The organism is Streptomyces auratus (genome assembly GCF_050433025.1).
In the GTDB taxonomy this organism is placed as follows: Bacteria; Actinomycetota; Actinomycetes; order Streptomycetales; family Streptomycetaceae; genus Streptomyces; species Streptomyces sioyaensis.
On the sequence record NZ_JBNGCB010000001.1, the window covers coordinates 3475170 to 3500302 of the forward strand.

Sequence of the window (25133 nt, forward strand, 5' to 3'; positions counted from 1 at the left end):
GGGTGGCGTTCGTCACACGGCCCGGGCGCCGCGGTGGGTCACAGCGGGACGTCGACCGAGCGCGGGTCGAAGCCGAAGGGGAGCTCCAGGCGGTGGGTGCGCATCAGGTCCTCGTCGCACAGCAGTTGCTGGGTGGTGCCGTCGGCGACGAGCACGCCGCCGGAGAGCACGACGGACCGCGGGCACAGCTCCAGCGCGTACGGCAGATCGTGCGTGACCATCAGGACGGTGACGTCCAACGACCGCAGGATGTCGGCGAGTTCACGGCGGGAGGCCGGGTCGAGGTTGGAGGAGGGCTCGTCGAGGACGAGGATCTCGGGGCGCATCGCCAGGACCGTGGCGACCGCGACCCGGCGGCGTTGCCCGAAGGAGAGGTGGTGCGGGGGGCGGTCGGCGAAGTCGGCCATGCCGACCCGGGTGAGTGCCTCGGTGACGCGGGCGTCGAGTTCCGCGCCGCGCAGGCCCGCGGCGGCCGGCCCGAAGGCGACGTCCTCGCGGACGGTGGGCATGAACAGCTGGTCGTCGGGGTCCTGGAAGACGATGCCGACGCGGCGGCGGATCTCCGCGAGGTTCTCCTTGGCAACCGGGAGCCCGGCGACCGCGACGGTGCCGGCTCCCGCTTCGAGGATGCCGTTGAGGTGGAGGACGAGGGTGGTCTTGCCGGCGCCGTTGGGGCCGAGGAGGGCGACGCGTTCGCCGCGGCCGACGGTCAGGTCGACGCCGAAGAGCGCCTGGTGGCCGTCGGGGTAGGCGTAGGCGAGCCGGGAGACGGCGAGGGAGGGGGCGGGTGCGGGCGTGGTGGTGCTCAAAGGGTCCATCCCAGGAGGCAGACGGCGAGCGCGGCGAACGGCAGGGCGGCCGCGCGGCTCCATTGTGCGCGGGTGGCGGTGGTGGCGTCGATGACGGGCATGGTGCCGGTGTAGCCCCGGCTGACCATGGCGAGGTGGACCCGCTCACCGCGCTCGTAGGAGCGGATGAACAGCGCGCCGGCGGACTTGGCGAGCACGCCCCAGTGGCGCAGGCCGCGCGCCTCGAAGCCGCGGGAGAGCCGGGCGATCCGCATCCGGCGCATCTCGTCGGTGATCACATCGCCGTAGCGGATCATGAAGGAGGCGATCTGGACGAGCAGCGGGGGCATCCGCAGGCGCTGGAGGCCCAGCAGGAGTTCGCGCAGTTCGGTGGTGGCGGCGAGCAGGACGGACGCGGCGACGCCCAGCGTCCCCTTGGCGAGGATGTTCCAGGCGCCCCAGAGACCGGAGGCGCTCAGGCTCAGGCCGCCGACATGGACCTGCGGGCCCTCGGCGACGAACGGCATCAGCAGGGCGAAGGCGACGAACGGCACCTCGATGAGGAGTCGTTTGAGGAGGAATCCGGCGGGGACGCGGGCGGCTGCGGCGGTAGCGGCGATCAGCAGCGCATAGAGCCCGAACGCCCAGAGCGCCTCGCGCGGGGTGGAGACGACGATGAGCACGAAGCAGAAGACCGCGGCGATCTTGCAGTGCGCGGGCAGCGCGTGGACCGGCGAGTGCCCGTGCCGGTAGAGCTTGTGGGTGTGACCCGCGCCCATCTCAGACCTGCTCCGGCGTCGGGCGCTCGGCGGCCGGCGCTGCGGCCTCGCCCGCGCCGGCGCTCCGGCGGCGGCGCAGGACGACGAACACGCCCGTTCCCGCGGCGAGTGTCGCACCGACGCCGATGACGCCGGCGAGGCCGCCCGCCAGCCGCGGGTCGGTGATGTCCTTGACGCTGTAGCCGGCGAGCGGGGAGTCCTTGGCGGCGTGGTCCCTGGCCTTGGCGTCGATGCCCTGGTCCTGGGCGACCTTCTCCAGGCCGTCGGGGCTGGCGGAGGCGTAGTAGCTGAGGCCGCCGGCGCACACCAGGGCGGCGGCCAGCCCGGCCAGCCAGACGCGGCGGACGGAGCGGCGGGGTGCGGCGGCGGACGCGGCGGCCGGGACGGGCTCGGCGGCCGGCTCCCCGTCCGGGGCGGCGAGCGGCGAGGTGCGCAGTTCCAGCGGGGCGGTCAGGCCGCGCGCGCCGTAGACCAGGTCGGGACGGACGGCGATGACGGCACCGACCGTCAGCGCGGTGATCGCCGCCTCGCCGATGCCGATCAGCACATGCACGCCCACCATGGCGGCGAAGACCTTGCCGATCGGCACGTCCGCGGTCCCGCCGAGCGCGTAGAGGGCGGTGAAGGCCACCGCGGCGGCCGGCACCGACACCAGTGCGGCGACGAACGAGGCCACGGTGATCGAGCGGCGCCGGCGCGGCAGCACCTGCACCAGCCCGCGGAACAGGGCGTAGGCGACCACGGTCGTCACGATCGCCATGTCGGTGATGTTCACGCCGAGCGCGGTCAGCCCGCCGTCGGCGAACAGCACGCCCTGCATGAGCAGCACGACGGAGACACACAGCACACCGGTGTACGGGCCGACGAGGATCGCCGCCAGCGCACCGCCCAGCAGATGCCCGCTGGTGCCGGCCGCGACCGGGAAGTTCAGCATCTGCACGGCGAAGATGAACGCCGCGACCAGTCCGGCCAGCGGCGCCGTGCGCTCGGCACCCGTGCCGCCGCCCTGCGCCGCACCCGCCAGTTCCCGCCGGGCGCCGCGCAGGCTGACCGCGATCGCGGCCGCGGCGACCGCACCGGTCGCCACCGACACCGGCGCATCGATGAATCCATCGGGTACGTGCATCTCAGGGTTCTCCGCTTCAGGCTCTGCAGCGCCCCCATGGTGGCGGCTCCTGCAAATATGTTGCAAGAGCACCCATGATGCGAAACCGCCACGGCGGCGCACGCACGGGGTCCCAGCTGGACACCGCCCCCCTGTGGCACATGCGTGCGAACGAGCGGAGACTGGAAGCAGAGGATCTCCTCGCGACGGCCTGCTGCCGGATGAGCGAGACGCCCCGGCCGAAGTGCAGGCCCGGAGAAACGGTCATGGCGAAGCGCCCCGGGAAGCTCTCCCGCACCCCCACCTCACCGCTTCTCGTGCCACGGGTGGCGGCCTGGCGGCCCAGGCCGTCAGTGGCAACGGACGGCCCGGCAACGGCCCCCGTCCCCACGGGGAGGCCGTTGCCGGGCCCTTCTGGTGCGCCGCTCCCGTCCCCACGGGCGGGCGCCCCACTCCGGGGTGCCGCTCCGCTCATACAGCGGCCCCGGAGGTCTCGGTGCGCCGGCCGGTGGCGGGTGGCCGCCGGCCGGCGCGGTGACGGCCCGTCAGACGCGGACCGGTGTACGCGAGGTGTGCCCGTCCGGTTCGGCGGTGGGCTGTTCGCGCAGGCCCTCGCCCTCGACGTCCACATTGGGCAGGATCCGCTGGAGCCACCGCGGCAGCCACCAGGCCGCGCGGCCCAACAGGGCCAGGACGGCGGGCACCAGGGCCATCCGGACGAGGAAGGCGTCGAAGAAGACGGCGACGGCGAGGCCGAAGCCGATCATCTTGATCATCGAGTCGGAGGAGCCGATGAAGCCGGCGAAGACGCTGATCATGATGACCGCGGCGGCCGTGACCACCCGGGCGCCGTGCCGGAAGCCGGTGACGACGGCCTCGCCGGGGCGTTCGCCGTGCACGAAGGCCTCGCGCATCCGGGTCACGAGGAAGACCTCGTAATCCATCGCCAGTCCGAAGACCACACCCACCAGGAAGATCGGCATCATGCTCATGATCGGTCCGGTCTGCTCGACCCCGAACAGGTCGGCCAGCCAGCCCCATTGGAAGACCCCGACCACCGCGCCGAGCGCCGCCACCACCGACAGCAGGAAGCCGAGGGCCGCCTTGAGCGGGACCAGCACCGAGCGGAAGACGACCATCAGGAGGAGGAAGGCCAGGCCGACGACGAGCGCCAGGTAGGGCACCAGGGCGTCATTGAGCTTCTGCGAGACGTCGACGTTCATCGCGGTGGTGCCGGTGACCAGGGTCCGCGCGCCGGTGTCCGTCGCGATGCCGGCCGTCGTCGACCGGATGTCATGGACCAGGTCCTCGGTCGCGGCGCTGCTGGGCTTGGACTTCGGGACGACGGTCAACGTGGCGGTGTCGCCGGCCTTGTTGAAGGTGGGCGGGGTGAGGACGGCGACGTCGTCGAGGGCGCGCACCTCCTTGGCGACCTGCGCGGCGGCGGACTTGGCGCTCTGCCCCTGGTGCGCGTCCCGGGCGTCGACGACCAGCAGCAGCGGGCCGTTGAAGCCGGGGCCGAAGCCGTCCGACAGCAGGTCGTACGCCTTGCGCTGCGTGGTGTGGGTGGGCTGCGTACCGTCGTCCGGCAGGCCGAGTTCCAGCGAGGCGGCGGGGATCGCGACGGCGCCGAGGCCGAGCACCACGGTGAGGAGGACGGTGACCGGGCGGCGCAGCACGAACCGCGCCCAGCGGGTGCCCATGTTGGGCCGGCCGGCGGCGCTCGTGGCGCCCTGCCCGTCGGCGCCCTTCGCGGCGCGTGCCTTGCGGGGCAGCACCCGCTTCCCCGCGAAGCCCAGCAGCGCCGGGATGAGGGTGAGCGCGATCAGTACGGCGATGACCACGGTGCCCGCCGCAGCCAGGCCCATCTTCGTCAGCATCGGGATGTTGACGACCATGAGGCCGACCAGCGCGATCACCACGGTCAGCCCGGCGAAGACGACCGCGGAGCCCGCGGTGCCCACCGCACGTCCGGCGGCCTCCTCCCGCTCCCGGCCCTCGGTGAGTTCGGCGCGGTAGCGGGAGACGATGAACAGGGCGTAGTCGATGCCGACCGCGAGGCCGATCATCATCGCCAGCGTCGAGGTCGTCTTGGACAGGTCGAGTGCGCTGCTCAGCGCGGTGATGGTGGAGACGCCGATGCCGACGCCGATCAGCGCGGTCAGCAGCGGCAGTCCGGCCGCGATCAGCGCGCCGAAGGTGAGGACGAGGACCACGGCGGAGACCGCGATGCCGATGACCTCGGTGGACCCCGTCTCGGGGACGGCCTGCAGCGCGTTGCCTCCGACCTCGACCGTCAGCCCGTCCTTCCGGCCGTCCTTGGCCGCGTCCTTGAGGGCGTCCTTGGAGGCGTCGGTCAGCTCGAACCCGGTGACCTTGTAGGTGACTTGGGCGTAGGCGGTGCGGGCGTCCTTGCTGAGGGTCTTGGCGGCGTACGGGTCGGCGACCCGGTCGACCTGCCCGGAGCCCGACTGCAGGGCGCGCACGGTGCGTTCGACGGCCGCCTTGTTCGCCGGGTCCTTCATCGTCTCGCCCTTGGGGGCCTGGAAGACCACCCGAGCCGTGGCGCCGTCCGCATTCCCGCCGGGGAACCGCTGGTCGAGCAGGTCGAAGGCGCGCTGGGCCTCCGTGCCGGGGACCGAGAAGGAGTCGGCGGCGGGGGAGGCGGAGGTGGCGGCACCGACGCCGGCGACGGCCAGCAGGGCCACCCATATGAGGGCGACGAAGCGGCGCCGCCGGAAGGCGAGGCGTCCGAGCTTGTAGAGGAAAGTGGCCACGAGACCGGGTGCTCCCGTCGTGAGAAGGGTATGGAGGCGTGCGCCATCGCCCCGGCGACGAGAGCGGCGTGCCGGGTACGGAGGCTGGAGGTGCAGGGTCGGGCGGGTTGGGTGGGTCAGACGCCGAGGGCGGGGAAGATCACGGCGTCGAGATAGGCGGACAGGAACGCACCGTCGGCGGGGCGGTCCTCGATGAGCCCACGGGCGATGAGCGCACCGACGAAAAGGTGCGGGATGAAGCGCAGCGCAGGGCAGTCGGCCGCGATCTCCCCCCGGTCGATGCCGCGTTGCAGGATCGCGTTCAGTCCGGTCACCTCGGGGTCGAGGAGCACGTCACGGAGGGCCTGGTGGAGATCGGGGTTGCCGTGGATGGCCATCCCCAGACCGCGCATCAGCGCGGCGTCCTTCTCGACCTTTCCGTGTTCGCCGGCGCGGCGCACCAGTTCGGCGAAGTCGCCGCGCAGCGTTCCGGTGTCGACATCGCGGGCGCTGACCGGCTTGCAGCGCCCCAGCGCCCTGGCCACCAGCTCCGGCTTGCCCTGCCACTGGCGGTAGAGGGTGGCCTTGCTGGAGCGGGTACGGGCGGCGACGGCGTCCATGGTCAGAGCGTCGTAGCCGACCTCGCGCAGCAGGTCGAGTACGGCGTCGTAGAGCTCGGCCTCCCGCTCGGGAGTCAGCCGGCTGCGTCCCATGGCACACACCTCCGTCCGGACCGTATCAGCGGCGCCGCCCCGTCGATTGCGAACGAAACGGTTTCGTACACCTCGACCGTAGCGACAGGTTCAGCGAAACGGAACCGTTTCGAAAGTGGTCTGCATCACCCGACCGACTTGCCGCGGCTCGCCCGTCCCGAAACGATGGGGGCGTGAGCGAGGGCAGCGAGCGAACCATGAAGAGGTGCGCGCCTCGCGAATGCGGGGCCGAGCGAAGCGAGGTTTCGGCATGAGCGATGCACCCGAGGCCGTCGGGCCGCGCCCGGAGCCGAACCCCGCGGGGCCTCGCGGACGGCTGCGCCGCATGCCCGCCACCCCGGGCCCGCCCGCCGGCTCGTATCTGCGCTATCCGCATCTGCACGGCGAACTGCTCTGCTTCGCCGCCGAGGACGATCTGTGGGTCGCCCCGCTCGCCCCGGAGGGCCGGGAGGCCGACCGCGCCTGGCGGCTGACCGTGGACCGCACCCGCGTCGGCCACCCCCGCTTCTCCCCCGACGGGCAGCACATCGCCTTCACGTCCTGGCGCAGCCTCGACCCGGAGGTCCATCTCGCGCCGGTCGAGGGCGGCCCGGCCCGCCGGCTGACGTACTGGGGCAGCACCGATGCCCGGGTCTGCGGCTGGACGCCGCCCGACCACGAGGGCAACGCCCATGTCCTCGCGGTCTCCTCGCACGGCCAGCCGTTCTCGTACTACTCGTGGGCCTACAACGTGCCCACCGACGGCGGCACGGGCGGCAAGCTGCCCTGGGGGCCGGTCTCCGACATCGCGGTCACCGATGTCGACGGCGAGCGCCGCACCCTGCTGCTCACCGGCAAGCCGCCGCACGAACCCGCTTCCTGGAAGCGCTACCGGGGCGGTGCGACGGGGCGGATGTGGCTGCACGGCACCCGGCTGATGCCGGATCTGCACGGGCATCTCGACTCGGTGATGTTCGTCGACGGCCGGATCGCGTTCCTCTCCGACCACGAGGGCATCGCCAACGTCTACTCCTGCCTGCCCGACAGCACCGATCTGCGCCGGCACACCGACCACGCCGACTTCTACGCCCGGCACGCCTCGACCGACGGCTCCCGCATCGTCTACCAGTGCGCCGGCGACCTCTGGCTGATCGACGATCTGAGCCCGGAGGCCGTGCCGCGCAAGCTGGCCGTGCGCCTGGGAGGTCCGCGGGCCGGCCGGCGGACGTACCAGGTCCCGGCCGCCTCGCACGTGACCTCGCTCGCGGTGGACACCACCGGGCGGGCCAGCGCGGTCGGCATCCGCGGCAGCCTGTACTGGCTCACCCACCGCGACGGCCCGGCCCGCACCATCCACGACACCCCGGGCGTACGGGTCCGGCTGCCCGAAATGCTGGGCTCCACCGGCCGGATCGCCTACCTCACCGATGCCGAGGGCGAGGACGCGATCGAGATCACCGATCTGCCGCGGGCCAGCGAACCGGGCGAGCCCCGGCGGCTGGCCGCCGGTGAGCTGGGCCGGGTCCACGAGATGACCGCCTCGCCCGACGGTGACCGCCTCGCGGTGGCCGCCAACGACGGCCGGCTGCTGCTGGTGGCGGTGGCCCGCCCGGAGGAGGAGGGCGGCACCGGCGAGGGGCCGGCCGACGGCACGGTCACCGAGCTGGTCCGCTCCGCCAACGGCCCGGTCCGCGACCTGGCGTTCTCCCCCGACTCGCGCTGGCTGACCTGGTCGCACCCCGGCATCGGCCGTACGCTGCGGCAGATCCGGATGGCCCGGCTGTCCGACGGGCACATCGTGGACGTCACCAACGGCCGCTTCGAGGACGAGCAGCCGGTGTTCACCCGCGACGGCCGCTATCTGGCGTTCCTGTCCTGGCGCGGCTTCGACCCGGTCTACGACGTGCACACCGGCGATCTGTCGTTCCCGCTGGGCTGCCGCCCGTATCTCGTCCCGCTGTCGTCGGCGACCCCCTCCCCCTTCGCGCTGTCCCCGGAGGGGCGGCCGGCGGCGGGCGGCCTGGACCCGGACGAGAATCCACCCGCGCCCGGTGAGGGGCCGGTGCTGGTGGAGGTGGAGGGGCTGGAGAACCGCGTCACCCCGTTCCCGGTGGCGGCGTCCAAGTACTCGTCCCTGGAGCCGGTCAGCGGCGGCGGACTGGTCTGGCTGCGCTGGCCGATCTCCGGCGCGCTGGGCGAGACCTTCGCCAACCCCGCCGAGACCTCGGGCCGGCCCACCCTCGAACACTTCGATCTGACCAAGGCCCGGCGCACCGAACTCACCAGCTCCCTGGACGGGTTCGCGCTCAGCGGCGACGGCTCCCGGCTGGTCGTCAACGACGAGGGCGAGCTGCGTGCGGTGCCCGCGACCGAGCCGCCGGACAGCGATTCCACGGTCTTTCTGGATCTGCGGCGCATCCTGCACGACGTCGATCCGGCGGCCGAGTGGCACCAGGCGTACGAGGAGGCGGGCCGGATCGTCCGGGCGTACTTCTGGGACCCGGGGATGTGCGGCATCGACTGGGACGGGGTGCTCGCGCAGTACCGGCCGCTGCTCGAACGGGTCGCCAGCCCCGACGAGTTCGCCGATCTGCTGCGGGAGGTGCTGGGCGAGCTGGGCACCTCGCATGCGTACGTCACCGGCGCCCGGCGCAACGAGGGGCCGCCGCACTACCAGCGCGCCATGGGCCTGCTCGGCGCCAACTTCGTGTGCCGGGACGGCAGTTGGGTGGTGCAGCGAATCCTGCCCGGCGAGTCCTCGGACTCCAAGGCCCGCTCCCCGCTGGCCGGTACGGGCATCCGCGAGGGCGCGGCGCTGACCCATATCGACGGCCGCCGGGTGGATCCGCTGGCCGGGCCGGCCCCGCTGCTGGCCGCGGCCGGCGGCACCACGGTGGAGCTCACCTTCTCCGCGCCCGAGGGCGAGGGCCCGGCCCGCCGGGTCGCGGTGGTCCCGCTGGTCGACGAACGGCCGCTGCGCTACCAGGACTGGGTGGCCAAACGCCGGGCGGTGGTACGGGAGTTGAGCGGCGGGCGGTGCGGCTATCTGCACATCCCCGACATGGGCGGCTCCGGCTGGGCGCAGTTCAACCGCGATCTGCGCAAGGAGGTCTCGCTGCCCGCGCTGATCGTGGACGTCCGGGGCAACGCGGGCGGCAACATCTCCGAGCTGGTCATCGAGAAGCTGACCCGCACCATCATGGGCTGGGACCTGACCCGCGACGCCGAGCCCGTCTCGTACACCAGCAACGCCCCGCGCGGCCCGGTCGTGGCGGTGGCCGACGAGATGACCTCGTCCGACGGCGACATGATCACCGCGGCCTTCAAGCTCCAGGGCATCGGCCCGGTGGTGGGCATGCGCACCTGGGGCGGGGTGGTCGGGATGACCGGCCGGCACCTCCTCGGCGACGGCACCACCATCACCGTCCCGATGAACGCCGCGTGGTTCCGGCTCTACGGCTGGGGCGTGGAGAACCACGGCGTCGAGGTCGACATCGAGGCGCTGCGCTCGCCGTTGCACTGGGCCGAGGGCCGGCATCCGACCCTGGGCGTCGCGGTGCGCACGGCACTGGAGTTGCTGGAGCGGCATCCGGCGGCGACGCCTCCGGACCTGTCGGACGTCCCGGACCTGCGGCGGCCCCCGCTGCCGCCGCGCAGCGAGGACGAGGTGGAGGCGGCCGGAGGCTGAACCGGAGCTGGGACACACCGGCTTACGGGAGGCACCGGCGAGGACCGGCACACCGGTGGGGCGCACCCGGTCGACCGGGTGCGCCCCTCACGCATGGCGCGTACGTCGCCCCGCGTGGTGTTCAGGACGTGCCGACTCAGCTCTGGTGGCGGCCCTCGGCCGCGTCCATCGCGTCCTGGGCGGGCTGACGGCCCTGCTGGCCGCGCTCACGCGGCTGGCCCTGACGCTGGCCGCGCTCCTGGTCCTGACGCTGACCGCCGCGCTCCTGGTCCTTGCGCTGGCCGCGCTCGTGACCCTGCTCGCGAGAGTCGCCCATGGCGTTGTGCGACTGGTCCCTGCGCTCGTTGGCCTTGTCCTGGAACTGGTCCTTGATGCCCATGCTGTTCACTCCTAGTGGGGTGTAGGGGGGTGATAACCCCGATTCAGCGTGACACGCCCGGACATTGCTCGCATTTCGATCACGAACGGATACTCTCCGTGACGCCCGGCCGCTCACGGGCCGTGCGCACGCCCGCTCACCGGCCGGCCCGCGCCTTCTCGTCCGCCTCCCCGCCGGCGCCCATTAGCCCGACCCGCATCCCGTCCAGCCGTTCCCCGAACCGCCGCACCTCCCGGCCGCCCACCGTCCCGATGAGCGAGGGCAGATACCCGCGGACCGACTGCATCCCGCGCAGCCACCACTGCCCGTAGACATGGGCGGAGCGGCGCTCGATGCCCGCGACGATCCGGTCGACGGCCGGGCCCAGCGGATAGGTCTTGTTCGACGGCCAGGGCAGCCGGGAACGCAGCTCGCGCATCACGTCGTTCTCGTCCGCGCCGCGCACCATGTCGGTGTCGGTCCAGCTCAGGTAGCCGACGCCGACCCGTACGCCGCGGTGGCCGACCTCGGCGCGCAGGCTGTGCGCGAACGCCTCGACGCCCGACTTGGACGCGCAGTACGCGGTCATCATCGGCGCCGGGGTGATCGCGGCCAGCGAGGCGATCTGCAGGAAGTAGCCGCGGGATTCGGTGAGTTGGGGCAGGAAGGCGCGGCCGGTGACCGCGCCGCCGATGAGGTTGACCTCGATGACCCGCTTCCAGGCGACCGGGTCGGAGTCCGCGAACGGGCCGCCGGTCGCCACCCCGGCATTGGCGACGACCACATCGACCTTCCCGAAGCGGTCCTTGACCTCGCCCGCCACCCGGTCCATCGCCTCGTGGTCGGTGACATCGGCGTGCCAGTGATGCGCCGGGCCGTGCAGGGCGGCCGCGACGCCGCGCAGCTCGTCCGGCTCCAGCCCGACCAGCGCCAGCGTCGCACCGCGCGCCGACAGCTTGCGGGCCAGCAGCGCACCGACCCCGCGTGCCGCCCCGGTGACGACGACGACCTGGCCTTCCAGACTCCTGCGTGCGCTCATGCCGTGCTCTCCTTCGTCTGCGGCCCGCCCCCGGGCGCGGTGTCGGTGGCCTCGGTGCCGGTCGTGGGCAGCTGGTCCCGGACGAGGGCGCGCAGCCGTCCCGCGACCGCGCCCGGGTCCTCGATCGGCGTCATGTGTCCCAGCCCCGGAAGTTCGGTCAGACCGCGGAAGTCGGGGAGGACGGACGCCAGCCGGCGGGCGTGCACCGGCGGGGTGAGCCGGTCGGCACTGCCGGCGAGGACCTCGGTGGGCAGCTCCAGCCGGCCGGCGCCGCCGGTGAGTTCGAGCCCGGCCAGCACCGCGCCCCACCGGGCCCGTACGCCGGCCGGGCAGCCGTGCACGATGCGCGCGCAGGCCGCCACCTGCTCGGCGGTGGCGCCGGGGCCCATGGTCGCGTACTTCAGGGCGCGCCGGGTGAGCGGCGTCATCGGGCCGAGCGGGGCGCGCGAGCGCAGCAGCAGACGGTGCGCACGGCGGCGTCCCTGCGGGCTGCGCAGCGCGAACACCCGTGCTTCGGCGGCGAGATCGGCGCTGCCGGTGCTGCACAGCAGCGCGGCCGCGGCCCGCTCGTGCAGCTGCGGCCGCCCGGCCGCGGCCATGATCGTCATCCCGCCCATCGAGTGGCCGCCCAGCACGGCCCGTTCGCCCGGACGCAGCGCCGCCTCCAGGACGGCGACCAGATCGTCGGCGAGCGCGCCGGTGCTGTGGCCGGCCGGCGGGGCGGCGGGGCTGCGGCCGTGGCCCCGCTGGTCGTAGACGACGACCTTGTGGTCGGCGGCCAGCTCGCGGACGACCGGGGCCCAGAAGGCGGTCGAGCAGGTCCAGCCGTGTGCCAGGACGACGGCCGGAGCGTCCTCGGGGCCGTGGACCTCGGCGTACAGCCGGGCGCCGTCGGCCGAGGTGACGGTCAGCGTGCTGCGCGGCACCGGCGGGGCGTACGGGCCGCTGGTGAGGTGGGCGGGCCGGCGGCTCATGCGGCCGCCTCCGCGGCCGTGCCGGGAGTCCGGTCCGCGGGGGTGCGGGCCGGCCGCAGCACCTCGTACTCCGCGAGGTCGACCTGCCGGGTGGCCTTCCGGAACTCCCCGGTCGTGCCCGGCCAGACGGTGGTGTTGCGGCCGTTCGCGTCCAGATACCAGCTGTCGCAGCCGCCGGTGTTCCACACCGTGCGCTCCATCCGGCGCTGGATCGTACGGTTCCACTCCTGTACGGCGGACGGCCGGGCGCTCAGCGCGATCTTCCCGCCGAGGACGTCCAGTTGGCGCAGGTAGTCGGCCAGGTAGTTCAGCTGCGCCTCGATCATCAGGATCATCGAGCTGTTCCCGAGGCCGGTGTTGGGTCCGATGAGGGTGAGGAAGTTGGGGAAGCCGGCCGCGCTGGTGCCGCGCAGCGACTCCATGCCGTCCTTCCACTCCTCGGCCAGCGTCGTGCCGTGGGCGCCGGTGACGCGCTGCGCGATCGGCATGTCCGTCACATGGAACCCGGTGCCGAAGACGATCGCATCGGCCTCCGTCTGGCTCCCGTCGGCCCCCACGAGGGTGCTCCCGCGCACCTCCGTGAGCCCCGCGGCGACCAGGTCCACATTCGGCTGGGCCAGGGCCGGGTAGTAGGAGTTGGAGAGCAGGATCCGCTTGCAGCCGATGCGGTAGTCGGGAGTCAGTGCGTCCCGCAGCGCCGGGTCCTTGACGGCCTTCCTCATGTGGTTCCGGGCCAGCAACTCCAGCAGGCCCAGCTCATTGGGGCGCTTGGTGAACGCGCTGACCTGCAACTCCCGGATGCTCCACAGCAGCTGGCGGCGCGCGGCCCGGGTCGCCGGGAGCTTGGTGTGCAGCCATTTCTCGGCCGCGCTGATCTTGCGGTCGGCGCGCGGCAGCACCCAGGGCGGGGTCCGCTGGAAGAGCGTGAGGCGCTCCACGTCGGGCTGGACGGCCGGCACGATCTGGATGGCCGAGGCGCCGGTGCCGACCACCGCGAGGCGCTTGCCGCGCAGCGCGTAGTCGTGGTCCCAGCGCGCGGAGTGCCAGACCTTGCCCGGGAAGGTGTCCAGTCCCGGAATGCCGGGGAGCTTGGGATCCGACAGCGGCCCGGTCGCCGACACCACGACATCCGCGGTCAGCGGCCCGCTCGCCGTCTCGATCTCCCAGTGCAGCTCCGCGCCGTCCCACCGCAGGCTCCGCACCTCCGAGTGGAACCGGAGGTGCGGACGCAGCCCGAAGGTGTCGGTGACCCGCTCCAGGTACGCGCGGATGTGCGGCTGTCCGGAGAAGTTCCGCGGCCACTCGGGGTTCGGCGCGAAGGAGAACGAGTACAGGTGCGAGGGCACGTCGCACGCACACCCCGGATAGCTGTTGTCCCGCCAGGTGCCCCCCACGGAGCCGGCCCGCTCCAGGACCACGAAGTCGGTGATGCCCTGGCGCCGCAGCCGGACGGCCGCCCCCAGACCACCGAAGCCCGATCCGATCACCGCAACCCGCACATGCCTGCGCTCGTGCTCGGCCATCCCGCCGCCTCCCGAGTCCGACGTTTTTCCCTGCCATCTTCGGTGCCGTGACATCCGACGTCACCGCCGCCCCCGAAAACCGTGCCAGCAATCACTGGCACAGTGGGAGCGTAGGGCAGCCGCGTACCGAGCGGTAGGGGTCGGACGGCGGGAAGTTACCGCCGGTCGCACCCGCGGTCCGGGACCCAGGACCGGCGCCCTCCCCCCGGCATAGGCTGAACCCCGTGGCAGCGAACGAGCACACCCAGGACGAGCACCCCGGGCCGACGGACCCCCCGGCGCGCGAATTCCGCATGGCCGACCTGGCCAGGGAGGCCGGCATCACGGTCCGTACGCTCCGCTTCTACCGCGAGCGCAAGCTGTTGCCGGCGCCCCGCCGCGAGGGCCGGATCGCCTGGTACAACGAGCACCATCTCGCCCGGCTGCGCACCATCGGCGCCCTCCTGGAGCGCGGCCACACCCTCGGCGGCATCGCGGAGCTCTTCTCGGCCTTCGAGGCCGGCCGCGACGTGGGCGAACTCCTCGGCATGGAGAACCCTCTCGTCCCGCCCTGGTCCGAGGAGACACCGGTCCGCCTGACCCCCGAGGAGCTCGCCGACCACTTCAGCGAGGACGTCACCGCCGAGAACCTCAGCACGTCCCTGGACATCGGCTATCTCGCCGTCGACGGCGACGAGTTCGTGCACATCAGCCGCCGGCTGCTGGACGCCTCCACCGAACTCGTCGGCCGGGGCGTCCCGCTGGCCGCCGTCCTCGAAGCCGGCCGCCAGGTGCGGGCACACGCCGACGCCCTGGCCGGCGTCTTCACCACGCTCATCCGCACCCACCTCCTCTCCGGCCTCCTGGAGAGCACCGACACCGGCGCCTGCCCCTCCCCGCACGACGTCGACCTGCTGGCCGGCACCGTCGAGAAGCTGCGCCCGCTCGCCAAGGGGGTGGTGGAGGCCGAACTCGCCATGGCCATGGACCGCCGGGTCCGGGAGGAGGTGGCGCAGTGGCTGCGCGAGCAGGGGCGCGAGGGGACCTGAGCCCGCAGGCGCACCGCACCCGGCGGACCGGCCCCGGGTGTCAGGCGTTCCGCCGGAAGAACCCTTGCACCTTCTTGACACCGAGGTAGCCCACGTAGCCGAAGAAACCGAGGAAGACGACGAGGACAAGGATCACCTCCCACCACTCCGTCACTTTGCCGTGGGAGCTGGTGCCCGTCCCGAAGCTGTGGCGGCTGGTCCCGGAGCTGCGGCGGCTCTTGAAGGCGACCTTGCTGACGCCGGCCCTGCCGAGATCGCTGTAACGGCCGCTGGAAGCGCGGTGACTGCCGCTCCCGCCCTGTCCGTACGCGACGGAGGAGACCGAGTCGTTCGACGGCGCCGCATACGCGGCCGTCGCCGGTGCGGCCCCGAGCAGGGCAGCAAGCAGCAGAAATACGGTGGCAGAACGCATGAAGAAAAGACCCCCTGAATGACGGCGGATCACCGCCGTGTCATGTGCACGGCGACGCACGCTAGGGCATCCGGTGATCATGCGCCACATACGCCCACCGTGCGAGACCCGCAGGAAACCCGTTCCTCACCAGTCCTTCGCCGGCGGTGCCCGTCCGGGGTCGTCCGGAGTCTTACGGTTCGCCCGAAGCCTTACCGTTCGCCGGGAGTCTTACCGTTCGCCCGAAGCCTTACCGTTCGAACACCGCGGTGACGGGCGCGTGATCGCTCCACCTCTGGTCATGGCTGGCCGCCCGCTCCACGTACGCCTTGACCGCCCGCGCGGCGAGCCCGGGCGTGGCCATGGCGTAGTCGATCCGCCAGCCCGCGTCGTTGTCGAAGGCCCGGCCCCGGTAGGACCACCACGAGTACGGGCCCGCGGTGTCCGGGTGCAGGGTGCGGACGACGTCCACATAGCCGCCGTGGTGCTCGTCGAGGACCTCGGTCAGCCAGGCGCGCTCCTCCGGGAGGAAGCCGGACTTCTTCTGGTTGGCCTTCCAGTTCTTGAGGTCGGCCTCCTGGTGGGCGATGTTCCAGTCGCCGCACACCACCACCTCGCGGCCGTCCGCGGCGGCGCGTTTGCGCAGGTCGACGAGGTAGGGCAGGAACTCCGCCAGGAAGCGTTCCTTCTCGTCCTGCCGCTCGGTGCCGACCTCGCCGGAGGGCAGATAGAGGCTGGCGACCGTCACGCCGGGCAGATCCGCCTCGACGTAGCGCCCGCTGCCGTCGAACTCCGCCGACCCGAAGCCCACCTGGACCCGCTCCGGCTCGCGCCGGGTGAAGAGCGAGACGCCGGCCCGGCCCTTGGCGACCGCCGGGGCGTGCACGGTGTGCCAGCCCGCGGGCTCCCGCACCTCGTCCGGGAGCTGGGCGGTCTCGGCCCGTACCTCCTGCAGGCACAGCACATCGGCCGCGGTCTCCGCCAGCCACGGGACGAAGCCCTTCCTGGCCGCGGCGCGCAGCCCGTTCACATTCACAGAGGTCACGGTGAGCATCCGGGCACGATACCCATCCCCGGCGCCTCATCGCGCCGCGCGCCCGCTCGCCCGTACGATTTCTGGAATGGAGATACGCCCGTCCCGCTACGACCACCCCGACGCGGTCGCCCTCGACGCCCTGGTGCAGCAGGAGTACGCCCGGCGCTACGGCGACGACGGCGACATCACCCCGCTCACCCCGGAGATGTTCGCCCCGCCGCACGGCGCGTACCTGATCGCGTACGACGGCACCCGCCCGCTGGCCACCGGCGGATGGCGGCGACAGGAGGACACGGCCGAGGGGTACGAGGTCGGCGACGCCGAGATCAAGCGGATGTTCGTGCTCCAGGAGGCCCGCGGGCGGGGGCTGGCCCGGCGGATCCTGGCCGCCCTGGAAGCGGACGCGCGGGCCGCGGGGCGCTCCCGGATGGTGCTGGAGACCGGCACCAAGCAGCCCGAGGCGCTGGAGCTGTACGCCTCCAGCGGCTATGTGATGGCCGAGAAGAAGTTCGGGCTGTACCGGACCTACGAGGACAGCCGGTGCATGGCGAAATCGCTGCTGGAGCGCGACTGAGAGGCACCTGGGCGGACGGCGCCGGCCCCCGGGCTTCGAGGCCGCCCCGGCGCCTTCCCGCCCCTTGTTGACGGGCATCTTTTGTTGACAGGCATCCGGGCCGCTCCCCATACTCATTCCACTAATGAACTAGCTAAAGGGGGGATCCGGGTGAGCGACCCGAGCCCGTGGGCCATCGAGGCCGAAGGACTGGGGAAGAAGTACCGCGGCGGCTGGGCCCTGCGGGACTGCTCCTTCCGGCTCCCCGCCGGCCACATCTGCGCCCTGGTCGGCCCCAACGGTGCGGGCAAGAGCACCTTCCTGGGCACCGCGACCCGGCTGGTGCAGCCGACCACCGGCACCCTGAAGCTGTTCGGCGTCCCGGTCTCCGACCCGGCCGTCCTGGAGCGGATCGCCTTCCTCGCCCAGGACAAGCCCCTCTACCCCCGCTTCACCGTGGCCGAGACCCTGCGGCTGGGCCGTGAGCTGAACCCGCGCTGGGACCAGGCGCTGGCCGAGCGGATCGTCCGGTCCGGGAACGTGCCGTTCACCGCCCGGATCGGCACCCTCTCGGGCGGCCAGCGCACCCGCGTGGCCTTCGCCCTCGCCTTCGGCAAGCGGCCCGAGCTGCTGCTGCTCGACGAGCCGATGTCCGACCTGGACCCGCTCGCCCGGCACGAGCTCTCGGGGCTGCTGATGGCCGAGGCCGCCGAACACGGCACGACGGTGCTGATGTCGTCCCACATGCTCTCCGAGATGGAGGTCATGTGTGACTACCTCCTCGTCCTCGCCGAGGGCCGGCTGCGGATGGCCGGCCAGACCGAGGAGCTGGTACCGGCGCATCTGCTGGTGACGGGCGTGGCCGAGGGCGACGACGGGGTGCCCGAGGAGCTGCGGCGCCGGCACACCGTGATCGAGGCCCGGATCACCGGACGGCAGTTCAGCGCCCTGATCCGGCCCGGCGGACCGGTCTCGGACGGCTGGGAGACGCTGTCACCGAGCATGGAGGAGGTCCTGCTCGGCTATCTGCGCTCGCCCGACGCACCCGGCCTGATCGCGGACGAGGCCCGCCTCGACGGCCCCGGGGAGGCCGCGGCATGACGCGCACGAGCACCGCCGGCGCCCAGGCGGCGGACGCGACGGACGACCCCGGCAGCGTCCCCGCCGGCCCCGCCGCCCGCCGCACCCTGCTGCACGGTCTGCCCTGGCTGGTGTGGCGCCGGCACCGCACCGTCCTGCGCCTCCTCCTGCTGGCCACCGCCGTGGGCTGCGCGGTCTTCGCCTACCAGCGCGCCGGCCTGACGGACTTTCTGCACACCCACGGAGCCGGCCCTGCCGACCCCGCCGGCCACGGGACCCTGAGCACCGACTTCGAGAACGCCTACGGCCGGCTGTTCCGCGACGGCACCCAGCTGATGACGTACCTGCCCGTCCTGCTCGGCGTCTTCCTCGGCGCCCCGCTGATCGCCGGGGAGCAGGAGCACGGCACCATCAAGCTGATCAGCACCCAGTCGGTGAGCCGCGGCCGCTGGGTCGCCGCCGCCCTCGGCCTGCCGCTGGCCGTCGCGGTGCTGTGCACCGCCCTGCTGTCGGCCGTCTTCACCTGGCTGTGGGCACCGGCGCACCTCCTCGTCATGGACGGCGACTGGCTGACCAGCGGGATCTTCGAGAGCACCGGCCCCGTCCCGGTCGCCCGGACGCTGTTCCTGACCGTCTGCGGCATCGCGCTCGGCATGCTGGTCAAGCGGGCGGTGCCGGCCATGGCCGGCACCCTCGTCCTCGCCCTGGTCACCTCCGTGCTCTGGTCCGAGGAACTGCGCGGCCGGCTGGGCACCCTCCGCAGCGTCAGCTACCCCTACGACGGCAACGGCCCCGATCTGCCGCCCGGCGCCGTACGGATGGACGACTGGGTGTCCACCGCGGACGGCAGGCTCTACGGCTTCGGCACCTGCACCACCGGCGACACCGGCGCCTGCCGGGCCAAACTGGGCATCGTCAACCGCGTGACCCAGTACGTCGACTACGGGCAGATGGCCGGGATGCAGTGGCTGGCTGCGGGGATCCTGATGGCGCTGACCGTCCTCGTGCTCGCGTTCGTGGTGTGGCGGGCGCAGCGGCGGCCGCTCTGAACGGGCGGGCGCGCGGCGGCCGGAGCGGACGGCGGCCCACCGGTGCCGCGCGCACCCGACCCGCACCGGGCGGCGCTTTGACACCCGGCACGGGCAGACCGATCATCAAGCGGTCGGGCAGCGCGGCACCCGCGGAAGAAGCAGAGAGGTGGTGAGCGTCGTCGAGTTCCGGATCGACCGCCGCAGCGGCGTCGCCACCTACCTCCAGATCGTCCAACAGGTCCAGCAGGCCCTGCGGTTGGGCATCCTGGTGGAGGGCGACCGCCTGCCGACCGCCGCCCAGGTCGCCGCGACGACCAAGGTCAACCCCAATACGACCCTGAAGGCCTACCGCGAACTCGAGCGCGAGGGCCTGGTCGAACCACGCCCCGGCCTCGGCACCTTCGTCAGCCGTACGCTCGCCCGCCCCACCTCCGCGGCCGACGCCCAGCTGCGCGAGGAGCTGAGCGCCTGGATGAACCGGGCCCATACGGAGGGGCTGGACCGGGAGGACGTCCGGGCGCTGGTGAACTCGGTGCTCCAGGAGCGCTATCCCGACGGCTGACCGGGCGGCGTCGTCGGACCGTGAGCCGGCCGGGACGCCCCTGCCTGCTTGACCCTCACCCGACGTCAGGCTCCACCCTGAAGTACGGCACGGCCCGGCGGCCGGCGGCACCACCGCCACACCACCCGGGGCCGGCCGGACATGACGGGACGAAAGGCGCTGCGATGGGCTACTCGGTCGGGCAGGTCTCCGGTTTCGCGGGGATCACGGTGCGGACCCTGCACCACTACGACAAGGCCGGCCTGCTCTCCCCCAGCGACCGCAGCCCGGCCGGCTACCGCCTCTACAGCGACGCCGACCTGGCCCGGCTGCAGCAGATCCTCTTCTACCGGGAACTCGGCTTCCCCCTCGACGAGATCGCCACCATCCTCGAAGACCCTCAGGCCAACGCCCTGGACCACCTCCGCGCCCGGCACCGCCTGCTCACCGAACAGATCAGCACGCTCCAGCGGCTGGTCGAGGTCGCCGAGCACGCCATGGAGGTCCAGCAGACCGGGGTGGAGCTGACGCCCGAGGAGCGGTTCGAGGTCTTCGGCGAGGTGACCTTCGACCTCACCTACGCCACCGAGGCCCACCTGAAGTGGCAGCACCACGAGGGCCATCAGCGCTCGATGGCGCGGGCCGCCACACACTCCAAGGAGGACTGGGTGACGATCATGGCCGAGGCCGCCGACTGGCGGCTACGACTGACCGCCGCCTTCGACACCGGGGAACCGGCGGACGGCGAGCGCGCCATGGACCTCGCGGAAGAACACCGGCAGCACATCAGCCGCTGGTTCACCCCCTGCCCCACCGATATGCACGGCCGGATCGCCGACGACTTCGCCGCCGACCCCCGGGCCTTCGCCCTGGTCGTCCCGCCCACCGCCCAACGCCCCGGCCTCGCCCCGTACCTGCGCACCGCCGTACACGCCAACGCCGTACGCCGGTCGTCACCGGCCTGAGCCCCGCCCGGCGGATCCGCAGGGCCCCGCGCCCACGGCAGCCCCCCCCCCACCCGCGCTCTCCCCCACCCCTCTTGACCCGAAGGCCGACCCACCCATGCCGAAAATCCTCCTCACGGCCGCCGGTTCGTACGGCGACGTCGCCCCCTACACCGGTGTGGGCGCCTGGCTGCGCGAAGCCGGACACGAGGTCGCCCTCGCCACCCACGACAGCTACGCCCCCCTCGTCCGGGCCGCCGGACTGGAGTTCCGCCGGCTCCCGGCCGACCCCCGTGCCCCGCGCCCCGGCACCGCCGAGCCGGCGCGGCCCGCAGGCCCTGGCGGCACCCGCGCCCTCATGGGCAAGGCCGCCGCCTTCCTCCGGGAACTGAGCGGTGGCCTCGCGGACGCCGCCCTCCAGGGCGCCGACCTCCTTCTGCTCTCCACCACCACCGCGCCGCTCGGCCACCACCTCGCCGAGGCGATGCACCTCCCGTCCCTGGACCTGCCCCTCGTACCCGGCGCCCCCACCGGCGACTTCGCCCCGGTCGTCAGCGGCGGCCGCTCCCTGGGCCGCTGGGGCAACCGCACCGCCGGCCGGCTCTCGCTCCGCGTCCTCGACCGCCTCTACGCCGACGCGACGCGCGAGCTGCGCACCCGCCTCGGACTGCCGCCCGCCACGGCCCGTACGGTCCGCCGCCGCACACAAGCCGCCGGCCGGCCGGTCCTGCACGGCTTCAGCGAGGTCCTGCTGCCCCGCCCGGCGGACTGGCCCGCCCGCCTGGAGGTCGTCGGGAACTGGTGGCCCTGGCACGCCCCGGACGCCCGCCTGCCGCCCGTCGTCGAGGACTTCCTCGCCGCCGGACCGCCCCCGGTCTTCCTCGGCTTCGGCAGCATGGCGGGCGGCGACGGCGAGCGGCTCGGCGCCCTCGCCGCGGACGCTCTGCGCCGCGCCGGGCTCCGCGGCATCCTCCAGTCCGGCTGGGCGGGCCTGACCGCGCCCGAGCACCCCGACCTCCTCACCGTCGGCGCCCTCCCGCACGCCCTGCTCTTCCCGCGGATGTCCGCGGTCGTGCACCACTGCGGGGCGGGCACCGCCGCCGCGGGGCTGCGCGCCGGGGTCCCCACCGTCCCGGTCCCGGTCACCGCCGACCAGCCCTTCTGGGCCGCCCGCCTGGCAGCCCTGGGCGTCGCCACCGCCCCGATCCCCTTCCGGGACCTGTCCGCAGAGCACGGCGCCGCCCGCCTGGCACACGCCCTCACCCAGGCCACCGCCGCCCCCGCCGCCCGCCGCGATCACGCCCTCGCCGCCGCCCACCGGCTCGCCGCCGAGGACGGCGCCGGCGAAGTGGCCGAGGCGGTCGACCGACTGACGGCATGAGGCCGCGCGGGCCGCCGGCCTCACCCGGCCGTTGCCGCAACCACCCGGCCGGCGGACCAAGCGCCACCTGTTCGGCGGCCCGGTGCCCGGCCCCGGGATGCGTCCACCCGCCACAAGGCGTGGGCTCGCAAGTATGACGACGTTCCGCACCCGCACCCCGCTGCGCAGAATGCTGCTGCACGCCATAGCCCCGGCGGCCCTGGGATCCGTCCTCACCCTGGCGGCGTCCCAGGCCGCCCTCGCCGCCTCCGCCGGCAAGCACTGGACGCACCCCACGGCCGCCCGCTACCGCATCAGCTCGCCCTACGGCGTCCGCGGCCACTGGCGCGCCGGCCACCACACGGGCGTCGACCTCGCCGTCCGCGCCGGCACCCGGATCAGATCCGTGGGCTCCGGCACCGTCGTCCTGGCCCGGCGCTCGGGCGACTACGGAAAGGCCGTGACGATCCGCATGAACGACGGCCGCTACGTCCTCTTCGGCCATCTCTCCCGCATCACCGTCCGCCCCGGCCAGAAGGTCCACGCCCGCACCCCCCTCGGCTACAGCGGCGCCACCGGCCGCGCCACCGGCCCGCACCTCCACTTCGAGGTCCGCACCAGCCGCCGCTACGGCTCGGACATCAACCCCCTGTCCTACCTGGCCAGACACGGCGTACGCCTCACCTCCGGCCCCTTCCGCCGGTAGCGACCGCCCATCCGCCAGGCCCAACCCCACGCCACCCGGGCGCAGTTGGAGATGCGCCCGCGACGCCCGGGGTCCACCGGGGCCCTACCGGGGGGGGCGGGGCGTGAGGACCTGACGAGGGGCCCGTTCCCGCTCGTCATGGCCGAAGTCCAACACCACCCCGATACTCCCCAGCGGCACGCAGCCCGGCGACGCGGCGGCGCACGGTCGAGGCCGACCACCCGGTGACGGCGGCAAGTCGTGCCACGTCCGCCCGGCCGTCCAGGGCCAGTTCGCCCGCCAGTCGCGCCTCCGCCCCACCCCAGCCGGACGCCTCGGCAGGGACTTCCGGGCCGTCCGGTGGCTCCGGCGCGGGGCCGAGGAGTGCCGCCTGCTCGGACGCGTCCAGCGCGCTCGTCCGGCCTGCCCAGCCGCCGACCCCGGCGACCGCGCGCAGCACACAGCCCGCCTCGACGTCTCGTATCCCCGGGGTCCGGAGCAGGTGGTCGAAGAGCGGTCGTCCTCCGTCCGATCCCGCGTCCGGAGTGCGGACCATGCAGGTCAGCCGCGTCCCGCCGGCGAGCGGGGCGATCCACGAGGTGTCGTCCCGCTGCACGAGGGCGGCGGTCAGCGCGTCGGCGGCGGTCAGCGTGCAGTCGATGCGGACGAACCAGTCGAGCATGCCGATCCGCCGACTGTCGACGAGCCCGACCACCACCCACACAAGGACCCTGACGAGGCGAAGCACACCACGCCGCACTCCACCACCGCACCACAGGAAAAAGCCCCCACCGGACATTCCCGGTGGGGGCTTTGACGTGCTGTGGACCTGAGGGGATTCGAACCCCTGACCCCCTCGTTGCGAACGAGGTGCGCTACCAGCTGCGCCACAGGCCCTTGCGACGAGTGAAACTCTAGCATCTCGTTCGCGGTGCTCGGAAATCGCTTCCGGTGCTGGTCAGCGGAGCGCCGTCACTCGTTCGCCGCGCGCGGGCGGTCCTCGTCCTCGTACTGGTCGAAGAGCGGGGTACGGCCGCGGGTGCGGCGGCCGGGGTGGGTGGGGCGGTCCGCTTGAGGGGCGTCGGACTGGGGGTGGTCGGGGGCGGCGCTGGAGCGTGCGGAGCTCCAGGCGTCCTCGGCGTCCAGGTCGACGTGGCTGGTGGCGCGCGGGGCGACGGGGGCGGTGACGTAGGTGGGGAGGGGGACCGGGACGGGCTCCCAGCTGCCGGCCGCGGGGCGCGGGCGCTCGCGTTCGCGCTGCTGGTCGACCCACTCGGCGTGGTCGGTCTCCTCCACCAGTGCGCGGCGGCCGGCGGTGTGGACGGGGGTGGCGGGCCGGGGCGGTTCCGGGGTGGCGTCCGGGGCGTCAGTGCGGGCGTCGGCCGGGTGGTCGTCGGCGGGCGGCTGGTCGGCCGCCTGGTGAGGGCGTCGGCGGCCCTCCCGCAGCCGCTGCGCTGCCGCCTCCGCCTTGCGCTGGTCCATGGTGAAGGTGAAGCGGCGGCGCTCCTGGGCGCGCAAGTAGACGATGTAGGCGGTCAGGAGCAGGGCGGGGAGGGCGGGGGCCCAGAGGAAGGGCGTGCCGCCGACCGCGGCGACGATGGCGCCGACGGTGAAAGCGAGGAAGAGGATGGTGGTGGTGCGCCGGCGGCGGGCGAGGACCTTGGCGCGCTTGGTCCGCTCGGCGGCGGAGGGGCGCGGCGGGGCGGCCTGCACGCGGGTGCGGGGGGCCTCGGGCGCGTCCGCCGCAGCGGGGTCGCCGAAGGGCCGGGCGGCGGCCTCGTCGGCCGGAGCGTCCGGGTCCACTTCGTCGCCCGCATCGTCGGCGGGGTACTCCCCACGCTCTTTGTCGTAGCGGCGCTGCATGGCCGCGCGTCCGGACAGCAGCCGGATGGCGGTGCTGAAGCGCTCGGTGGGACGGGCCTCGTTGAGCTCGTCCTGCCTACGGAGCCACATCGGCACCAAATAGGCAGCCCAGGCCCCGACGATGACTGCGTAGATGAGGCCGCTGCTTCTCACGACTCACACGGTAGAGGGGTTTGCAGGGGGCCATCCGCCAATTGAGCCGGTGTGTCGCACGATCTGGCTGATATCTCGAACTTTTTTGTGATGGTAGAGATCGGCGCGGTCGCCTATCGGCTCGGTCGCGGAATTTTTTCGAACATTTATTTTATTTGTGAGGCATGCCGGGGGCACCGGGTTTCTCCCGCCGCCAGCGGTTGAGCAGGCCCTCGGGTACCTCTTCCGCGGTGAGCGCGTATACCGCGTGGTCGCGCCAGGCGCCGTCGATGTGCAGATAGCGCGGGCGGATGCCCTCTTCGCGAAATCCGAGTTTTTCGACCACCCGCCGGCTGGGGGTGTTCTCGGGCCGAATGCAGACCTCGATGCGGTGCAGTCCCACGGCGCGGAAGCAGTGGTCGACGGCGAGCGCCACGGCGGTCGGCATGACGCCGCGGCCGGCGACTCCCTTGTCGACCCAGTAGCCGATATGGCCGGAGCACATGGAGCCCCAGGTGATTCCGGCGACCGTGAGCTGTCCGGCGAGTTCTCCGCGGTACTCGACGACGAACGGCAGCATCCGGCCGGCGTGTGCCTCGGCGCGGAGATGGCGGACCATCTGGCGGTAGGTGGGGCGGTGCGGCGGGACGAGGCCGGGCGGGGGCGGCGGGATGGTCGCTTCCCAGGGGCGCAGCCAGTCGCGGTTGCGGCGGTTGACCTCGCGCCAGGCCCGTTGGTCGCGCATCTTTATCGGGCGGAGGGTGACCTCTCCGTCCGTGAGGACCAC

Annotated in this window: 23 protein-coding genes and 1 tRNA gene; 9 read left to right on the top strand and 15 right to left on the bottom strand. The window is 73.2% G+C overall.

Translation table 11 applies throughout. The features are described 5' to 3' along the window. Positions 1–38: 38 nt before the first annotated feature. The 5 genes from BKA18_RS14895 to BKA18_RS14915 form a co-directional block, all read right to left on the bottom strand. Complete coding sequence (locus BKA18_RS14895; RefSeq protein ID WP_173909848.1) at positions 39–818, bottom strand: energy-coupling factor ABC transporter ATP-binding protein; 780 nt, start codon at positions 816–818, stop codon at positions 39–41. Continuing rightward, positions 806–1567: a cobalt ECF transporter T component CbiQ gene (gene cbiQ / locus BKA18_RS14900; RefSeq protein ID WP_366046787.1), complete on the bottom strand. Its 762-nt coding sequence runs from the start codon at positions 1565–1567 to the stop codon at positions 806–808. The genes BKA18_RS14895 and cbiQ overlap by 13 nt, the downstream gene beginning before the upstream one ends. Position 1568: 1 nt before the next feature. After that, positions 1569–2693, bottom strand: a complete 1125-nt coding sequence (locus tag BKA18_RS14905; protein ID WP_366046786.1) for an energy-coupling factor ABC transporter permease — start codon at positions 2691–2693, stop codon at positions 1569–1571. A 524-nt stretch (positions 2694–3217) separates the two neighbouring features. Then, on the bottom strand, positions 3218–5449 hold the full coding sequence (locus tag BKA18_RS14910; protein ID WP_366046785.1) for an MMPL family transporter: 2232 nt from the start codon (positions 5447–5449) through the stop codon (positions 3218–3220). Between the two features lie 116 nt (positions 5450–5565). Then, positions 5566–6141, bottom strand: coding sequence for a TetR/AcrR family transcriptional regulator (locus BKA18_RS14915; RefSeq protein WP_366046784.1), 576 nt, complete (start codon positions 6139–6141; stop codon positions 5566–5568). 325 nt (positions 6142–6466) lie between these two features. On the opposite strand from BKA18_RS14915, the gene BKA18_RS14920 reads away from it, so the two are divergent. Further along, positions 6467–9808 (top strand): S41 family peptidase, encoded by a 3342-nt coding sequence (locus BKA18_RS14920; protein ID WP_366046800.1) that lies wholly within the window; start codon positions 6467–6469, stop codon positions 9806–9808. A gap of 136 nt (positions 9809–9944) precedes the next feature. Here BKA18_RS14920 and BKA18_RS14925 read toward each other — a convergent pair whose 3' ends face one another. The 4 genes from BKA18_RS14925 to BKA18_RS14940 form a co-directional block, all read right to left on the bottom strand. Continuing rightward, positions 9945–10187: a hypothetical protein gene (locus BKA18_RS14925; protein WP_006605095.1), complete on the bottom strand. Its 243-nt coding sequence runs from the start codon at positions 10185–10187 to the stop codon at positions 9945–9947. Between the two features lie 136 nt (positions 10188–10323). After that, positions 10324–11205 carry an SDR family oxidoreductase gene (locus BKA18_RS14930; protein WP_366046783.1) on the bottom strand — a complete coding sequence of 294 codons (882 nt, stop codon included), beginning with the start codon at positions 11203–11205 and terminating at the stop codon, positions 10324–10326. After that, positions 11202–12179, bottom strand: a complete 978-nt coding sequence (locus BKA18_RS14935; RefSeq protein WP_366046782.1) for an alpha/beta fold hydrolase — start codon at positions 12177–12179, stop codon at positions 11202–11204. The genes BKA18_RS14930 and BKA18_RS14935 overlap by 4 nt, the downstream gene beginning before the upstream one ends. After that, positions 12176–13702, bottom strand: coding sequence for a flavin-containing monooxygenase (locus tag BKA18_RS14940; protein WP_366046781.1), 1527 nt, complete (start codon positions 13700–13702; stop codon positions 12176–12178). Before BKA18_RS14940 ends, BKA18_RS14935 begins: the two co-directional genes overlap by 4 nt. A 224-nt stretch (positions 13703–13926) precedes the next feature. Here BKA18_RS14940 and BKA18_RS14945 point away from each other — a divergent pair, with 224 nt between their 5' ends. Next, on the top strand, positions 13927–14730 hold the full coding sequence (locus BKA18_RS14945; RefSeq protein ID WP_366046780.1) for a MerR family transcriptional regulator: 804 nt from the start codon (positions 13927–13929) through the stop codon (positions 14728–14730). A gap of 40 nt (positions 14731–14770) precedes the next feature. On the opposite strand, the gene BKA18_RS14950 is transcribed toward BKA18_RS14945, so the two are convergent. Beyond that, positions 14771–15142 (bottom strand): hypothetical protein, encoded by a 372-nt coding sequence (locus BKA18_RS14950; protein WP_366046779.1) that lies wholly within the window; start codon positions 15140–15142, stop codon positions 14771–14773. A gap of 229 nt (positions 15143–15371) precedes the next feature. Then, positions 15372–16175, bottom strand: coding sequence for an exodeoxyribonuclease III (locus BKA18_RS14955; protein WP_366046778.1), 804 nt, complete (start codon positions 16173–16175; stop codon positions 15372–15374). 67 nt (positions 16176–16242) lie between these two features. Between BKA18_RS14955 and BKA18_RS14960 the strand changes: the two genes are divergently transcribed. The 7 genes from BKA18_RS14960 to BKA18_RS14990 all read left to right on the top strand — a co-directional run bounded on the left by BKA18_RS14960 (position 16243) and on the right by BKA18_RS14990 (position 22372). Then, the gene (locus BKA18_RS14960; RefSeq protein WP_366046777.1) at positions 16243–16731 is read left to right on the top strand and encodes a GNAT family N-acetyltransferase; all 489 of its coding nucleotides are present in this window, start codon (positions 16243–16245) and stop codon (positions 16729–16731) included. Between the two features lie 150 nt (positions 16732–16881). Then, positions 16882–17811, top strand: coding sequence for an ABC transporter ATP-binding protein (locus BKA18_RS14965; protein ID WP_093483660.1), 930 nt, complete (start codon positions 16882–16884; stop codon positions 17809–17811). Continuing rightward, complete coding sequence (locus tag BKA18_RS14970) at positions 17808–18839, top strand: ABC transporter permease subunit (RefSeq protein WP_366046776.1); 1032 nt, start codon at positions 17808–17810, stop codon at positions 18837–18839. Before BKA18_RS14965 ends, BKA18_RS14970 begins: the two co-directional genes overlap by 4 nt. A 148-nt stretch (positions 18840–18987) precedes the next feature. Continuing rightward, positions 18988–19383 (top strand): GntR family transcriptional regulator, encoded by a 396-nt coding sequence (locus BKA18_RS14975; protein WP_366046775.1) that lies wholly within the window; start codon positions 18988–18990, stop codon positions 19381–19383. 164 nt (positions 19384–19547) lie between these two features. Next, on the top strand, positions 19548–20327 hold the full coding sequence (locus BKA18_RS14980; RefSeq protein WP_366046774.1) for a MerR family transcriptional regulator: 780 nt from the start codon (positions 19548–19550) through the stop codon (positions 20325–20327). A gap of 97 nt (positions 20328–20424) precedes the next feature. Further along, entirely contained in the window at positions 20425–21687 is a 1263-nt protein-coding gene (locus BKA18_RS14985; protein WP_366046773.1) for a glycosyltransferase, read from the top strand. 133 nt (positions 21688–21820) lie between these two features. After that, the gene (locus BKA18_RS14990) at positions 21821–22372 is read left to right on the top strand and encodes a M23 family metallopeptidase (RefSeq protein ID WP_366046772.1); all 552 of its coding nucleotides are present in this window, start codon (positions 21821–21823) and stop codon (positions 22370–22372) included. A gap of 136 nt (positions 22373–22508) precedes the next feature. Here the strand turns inward: BKA18_RS14990 and BKA18_RS14995 are convergent, their stop codons facing one another. The 4 genes from BKA18_RS14995 to BKA18_RS15010 form a co-directional block, all read right to left on the bottom strand. After that, a complete protein-coding gene (locus BKA18_RS14995) occupies positions 22509–23099 on the bottom strand; it encodes an AsnC family protein (RefSeq protein WP_366046771.1) in 591 nt (196 codons plus the stop codon). Positions 23100–23175: 76 nt separating this feature from the next. Next, a tRNA-Ala gene (locus BKA18_RS15000) sits at positions 23176–23248 on the bottom strand. A gap of 75 nt (positions 23249–23323) precedes the next feature. After that, entirely contained in the window at positions 23324–24367 is a 1044-nt protein-coding gene (gene sepX / locus BKA18_RS15005; protein ID WP_366046770.1) for a divisome protein SepX/GlpR, read from the bottom strand. A gap of 151 nt (positions 24368–24518) precedes the next feature. After that, a complete protein-coding gene (locus BKA18_RS15010; protein ID WP_235449850.1) occupies positions 24519–25133 on the bottom strand; it encodes a GNAT family N-acetyltransferase in 615 nt (204 codons plus the stop codon).

What these genes read in the sequence shown, in the direction of transcription:
- BKA18_RS14895 (WP_173909848.1), bottom strand. Translation starts at nt 818, where the DNA reads ATGGACCCTTTGAGCACCACCACGCCCGCACCCGCCCCCTCCCTCGCC.
- cbiQ (WP_366046787.1), bottom strand. Translation starts at nt 1,567, where the DNA reads ATGGGCGCGGGTCACACCCACAAGCTCTACCGGCACGGGCACTCGCCG.
- BKA18_RS14905 (WP_366046786.1), bottom strand. Translation starts at nt 2,693, where the DNA reads ATGCACGTACCCGATGGATTCATCGATGCGCCGGTGTCGGTGGCGACC.
- BKA18_RS14915 (WP_366046784.1), bottom strand. Translation starts at nt 6,141, where the DNA reads ATGGGACGCAGCCGGCTGACTCCCGAGCGGGAGGCCGAGCTCTACGAC.
- BKA18_RS14920 (WP_366046800.1), top strand. Translation starts at nt 6,467, where the DNA reads ATGCCCGCCACCCCGGGCCCGCCCGCCGGCTCGTATCTGCGCTATCCG.
- BKA18_RS14925 (WP_006605095.1), bottom strand. Translation starts at nt 10,187, where the DNA reads ATGGGCATCAAGGACCAGTTCCAGGACAAGGCCAACGAGCGCAGGGAC.
- BKA18_RS14930 (WP_366046783.1), bottom strand. Translation starts at nt 11,205, where the DNA reads ATGAGCGCACGCAGGAGTCTGGAAGGCCAGGTCGTCGTCGTCACCGGG.
- BKA18_RS14935 (WP_366046782.1), bottom strand. Translation starts at nt 12,179, where the DNA reads ATGAGCCGCCGGCCCGCCCACCTCACCAGCGGCCCGTACGCCCCGCCG.
- BKA18_RS14940 (WP_366046781.1), bottom strand. Translation starts at nt 13,702, where the DNA reads ATGGCCGAGCACGAGCGCAGGCATGTGCGGGTTGCGGTGATCGGATCG.
- BKA18_RS14950 (WP_366046779.1), bottom strand. Translation starts at nt 15,142, where the DNA reads ATGCGTTCTGCCACCGTATTTCTGCTGCTTGCTGCCCTGCTCGGGGCC.
- BKA18_RS14955 (WP_366046778.1), bottom strand. Translation starts at nt 16,175, where the DNA reads ATGCTCACCGTGACCTCTGTGAATGTGAACGGGCTGCGCGCCGCGGCC.
- BKA18_RS14960 (WP_366046777.1), top strand. Translation starts at nt 16,243, where the DNA reads ATGGAGATACGCCCGTCCCGCTACGACCACCCCGACGCGGTCGCCCTC.
- BKA18_RS14970 (WP_366046776.1), top strand. Translation starts at nt 17,808, where the DNA reads ATGACGCGCACGAGCACCGCCGGCGCCCAGGCGGCGGACGCGACGGAC.
- BKA18_RS14980 (WP_366046774.1), top strand. Translation starts at nt 19,548, where the DNA reads ATGGGCTACTCGGTCGGGCAGGTCTCCGGTTTCGCGGGGATCACGGTG.
- BKA18_RS14985 (WP_366046773.1), top strand. Translation starts at nt 20,425, where the DNA reads ATGCCGAAAATCCTCCTCACGGCCGCCGGTTCGTACGGCGACGTCGCC.
- BKA18_RS14990 (WP_366046772.1), top strand. Translation starts at nt 21,821, where the DNA reads ATGACGACGTTCCGCACCCGCACCCCGCTGCGCAGAATGCTGCTGCAC.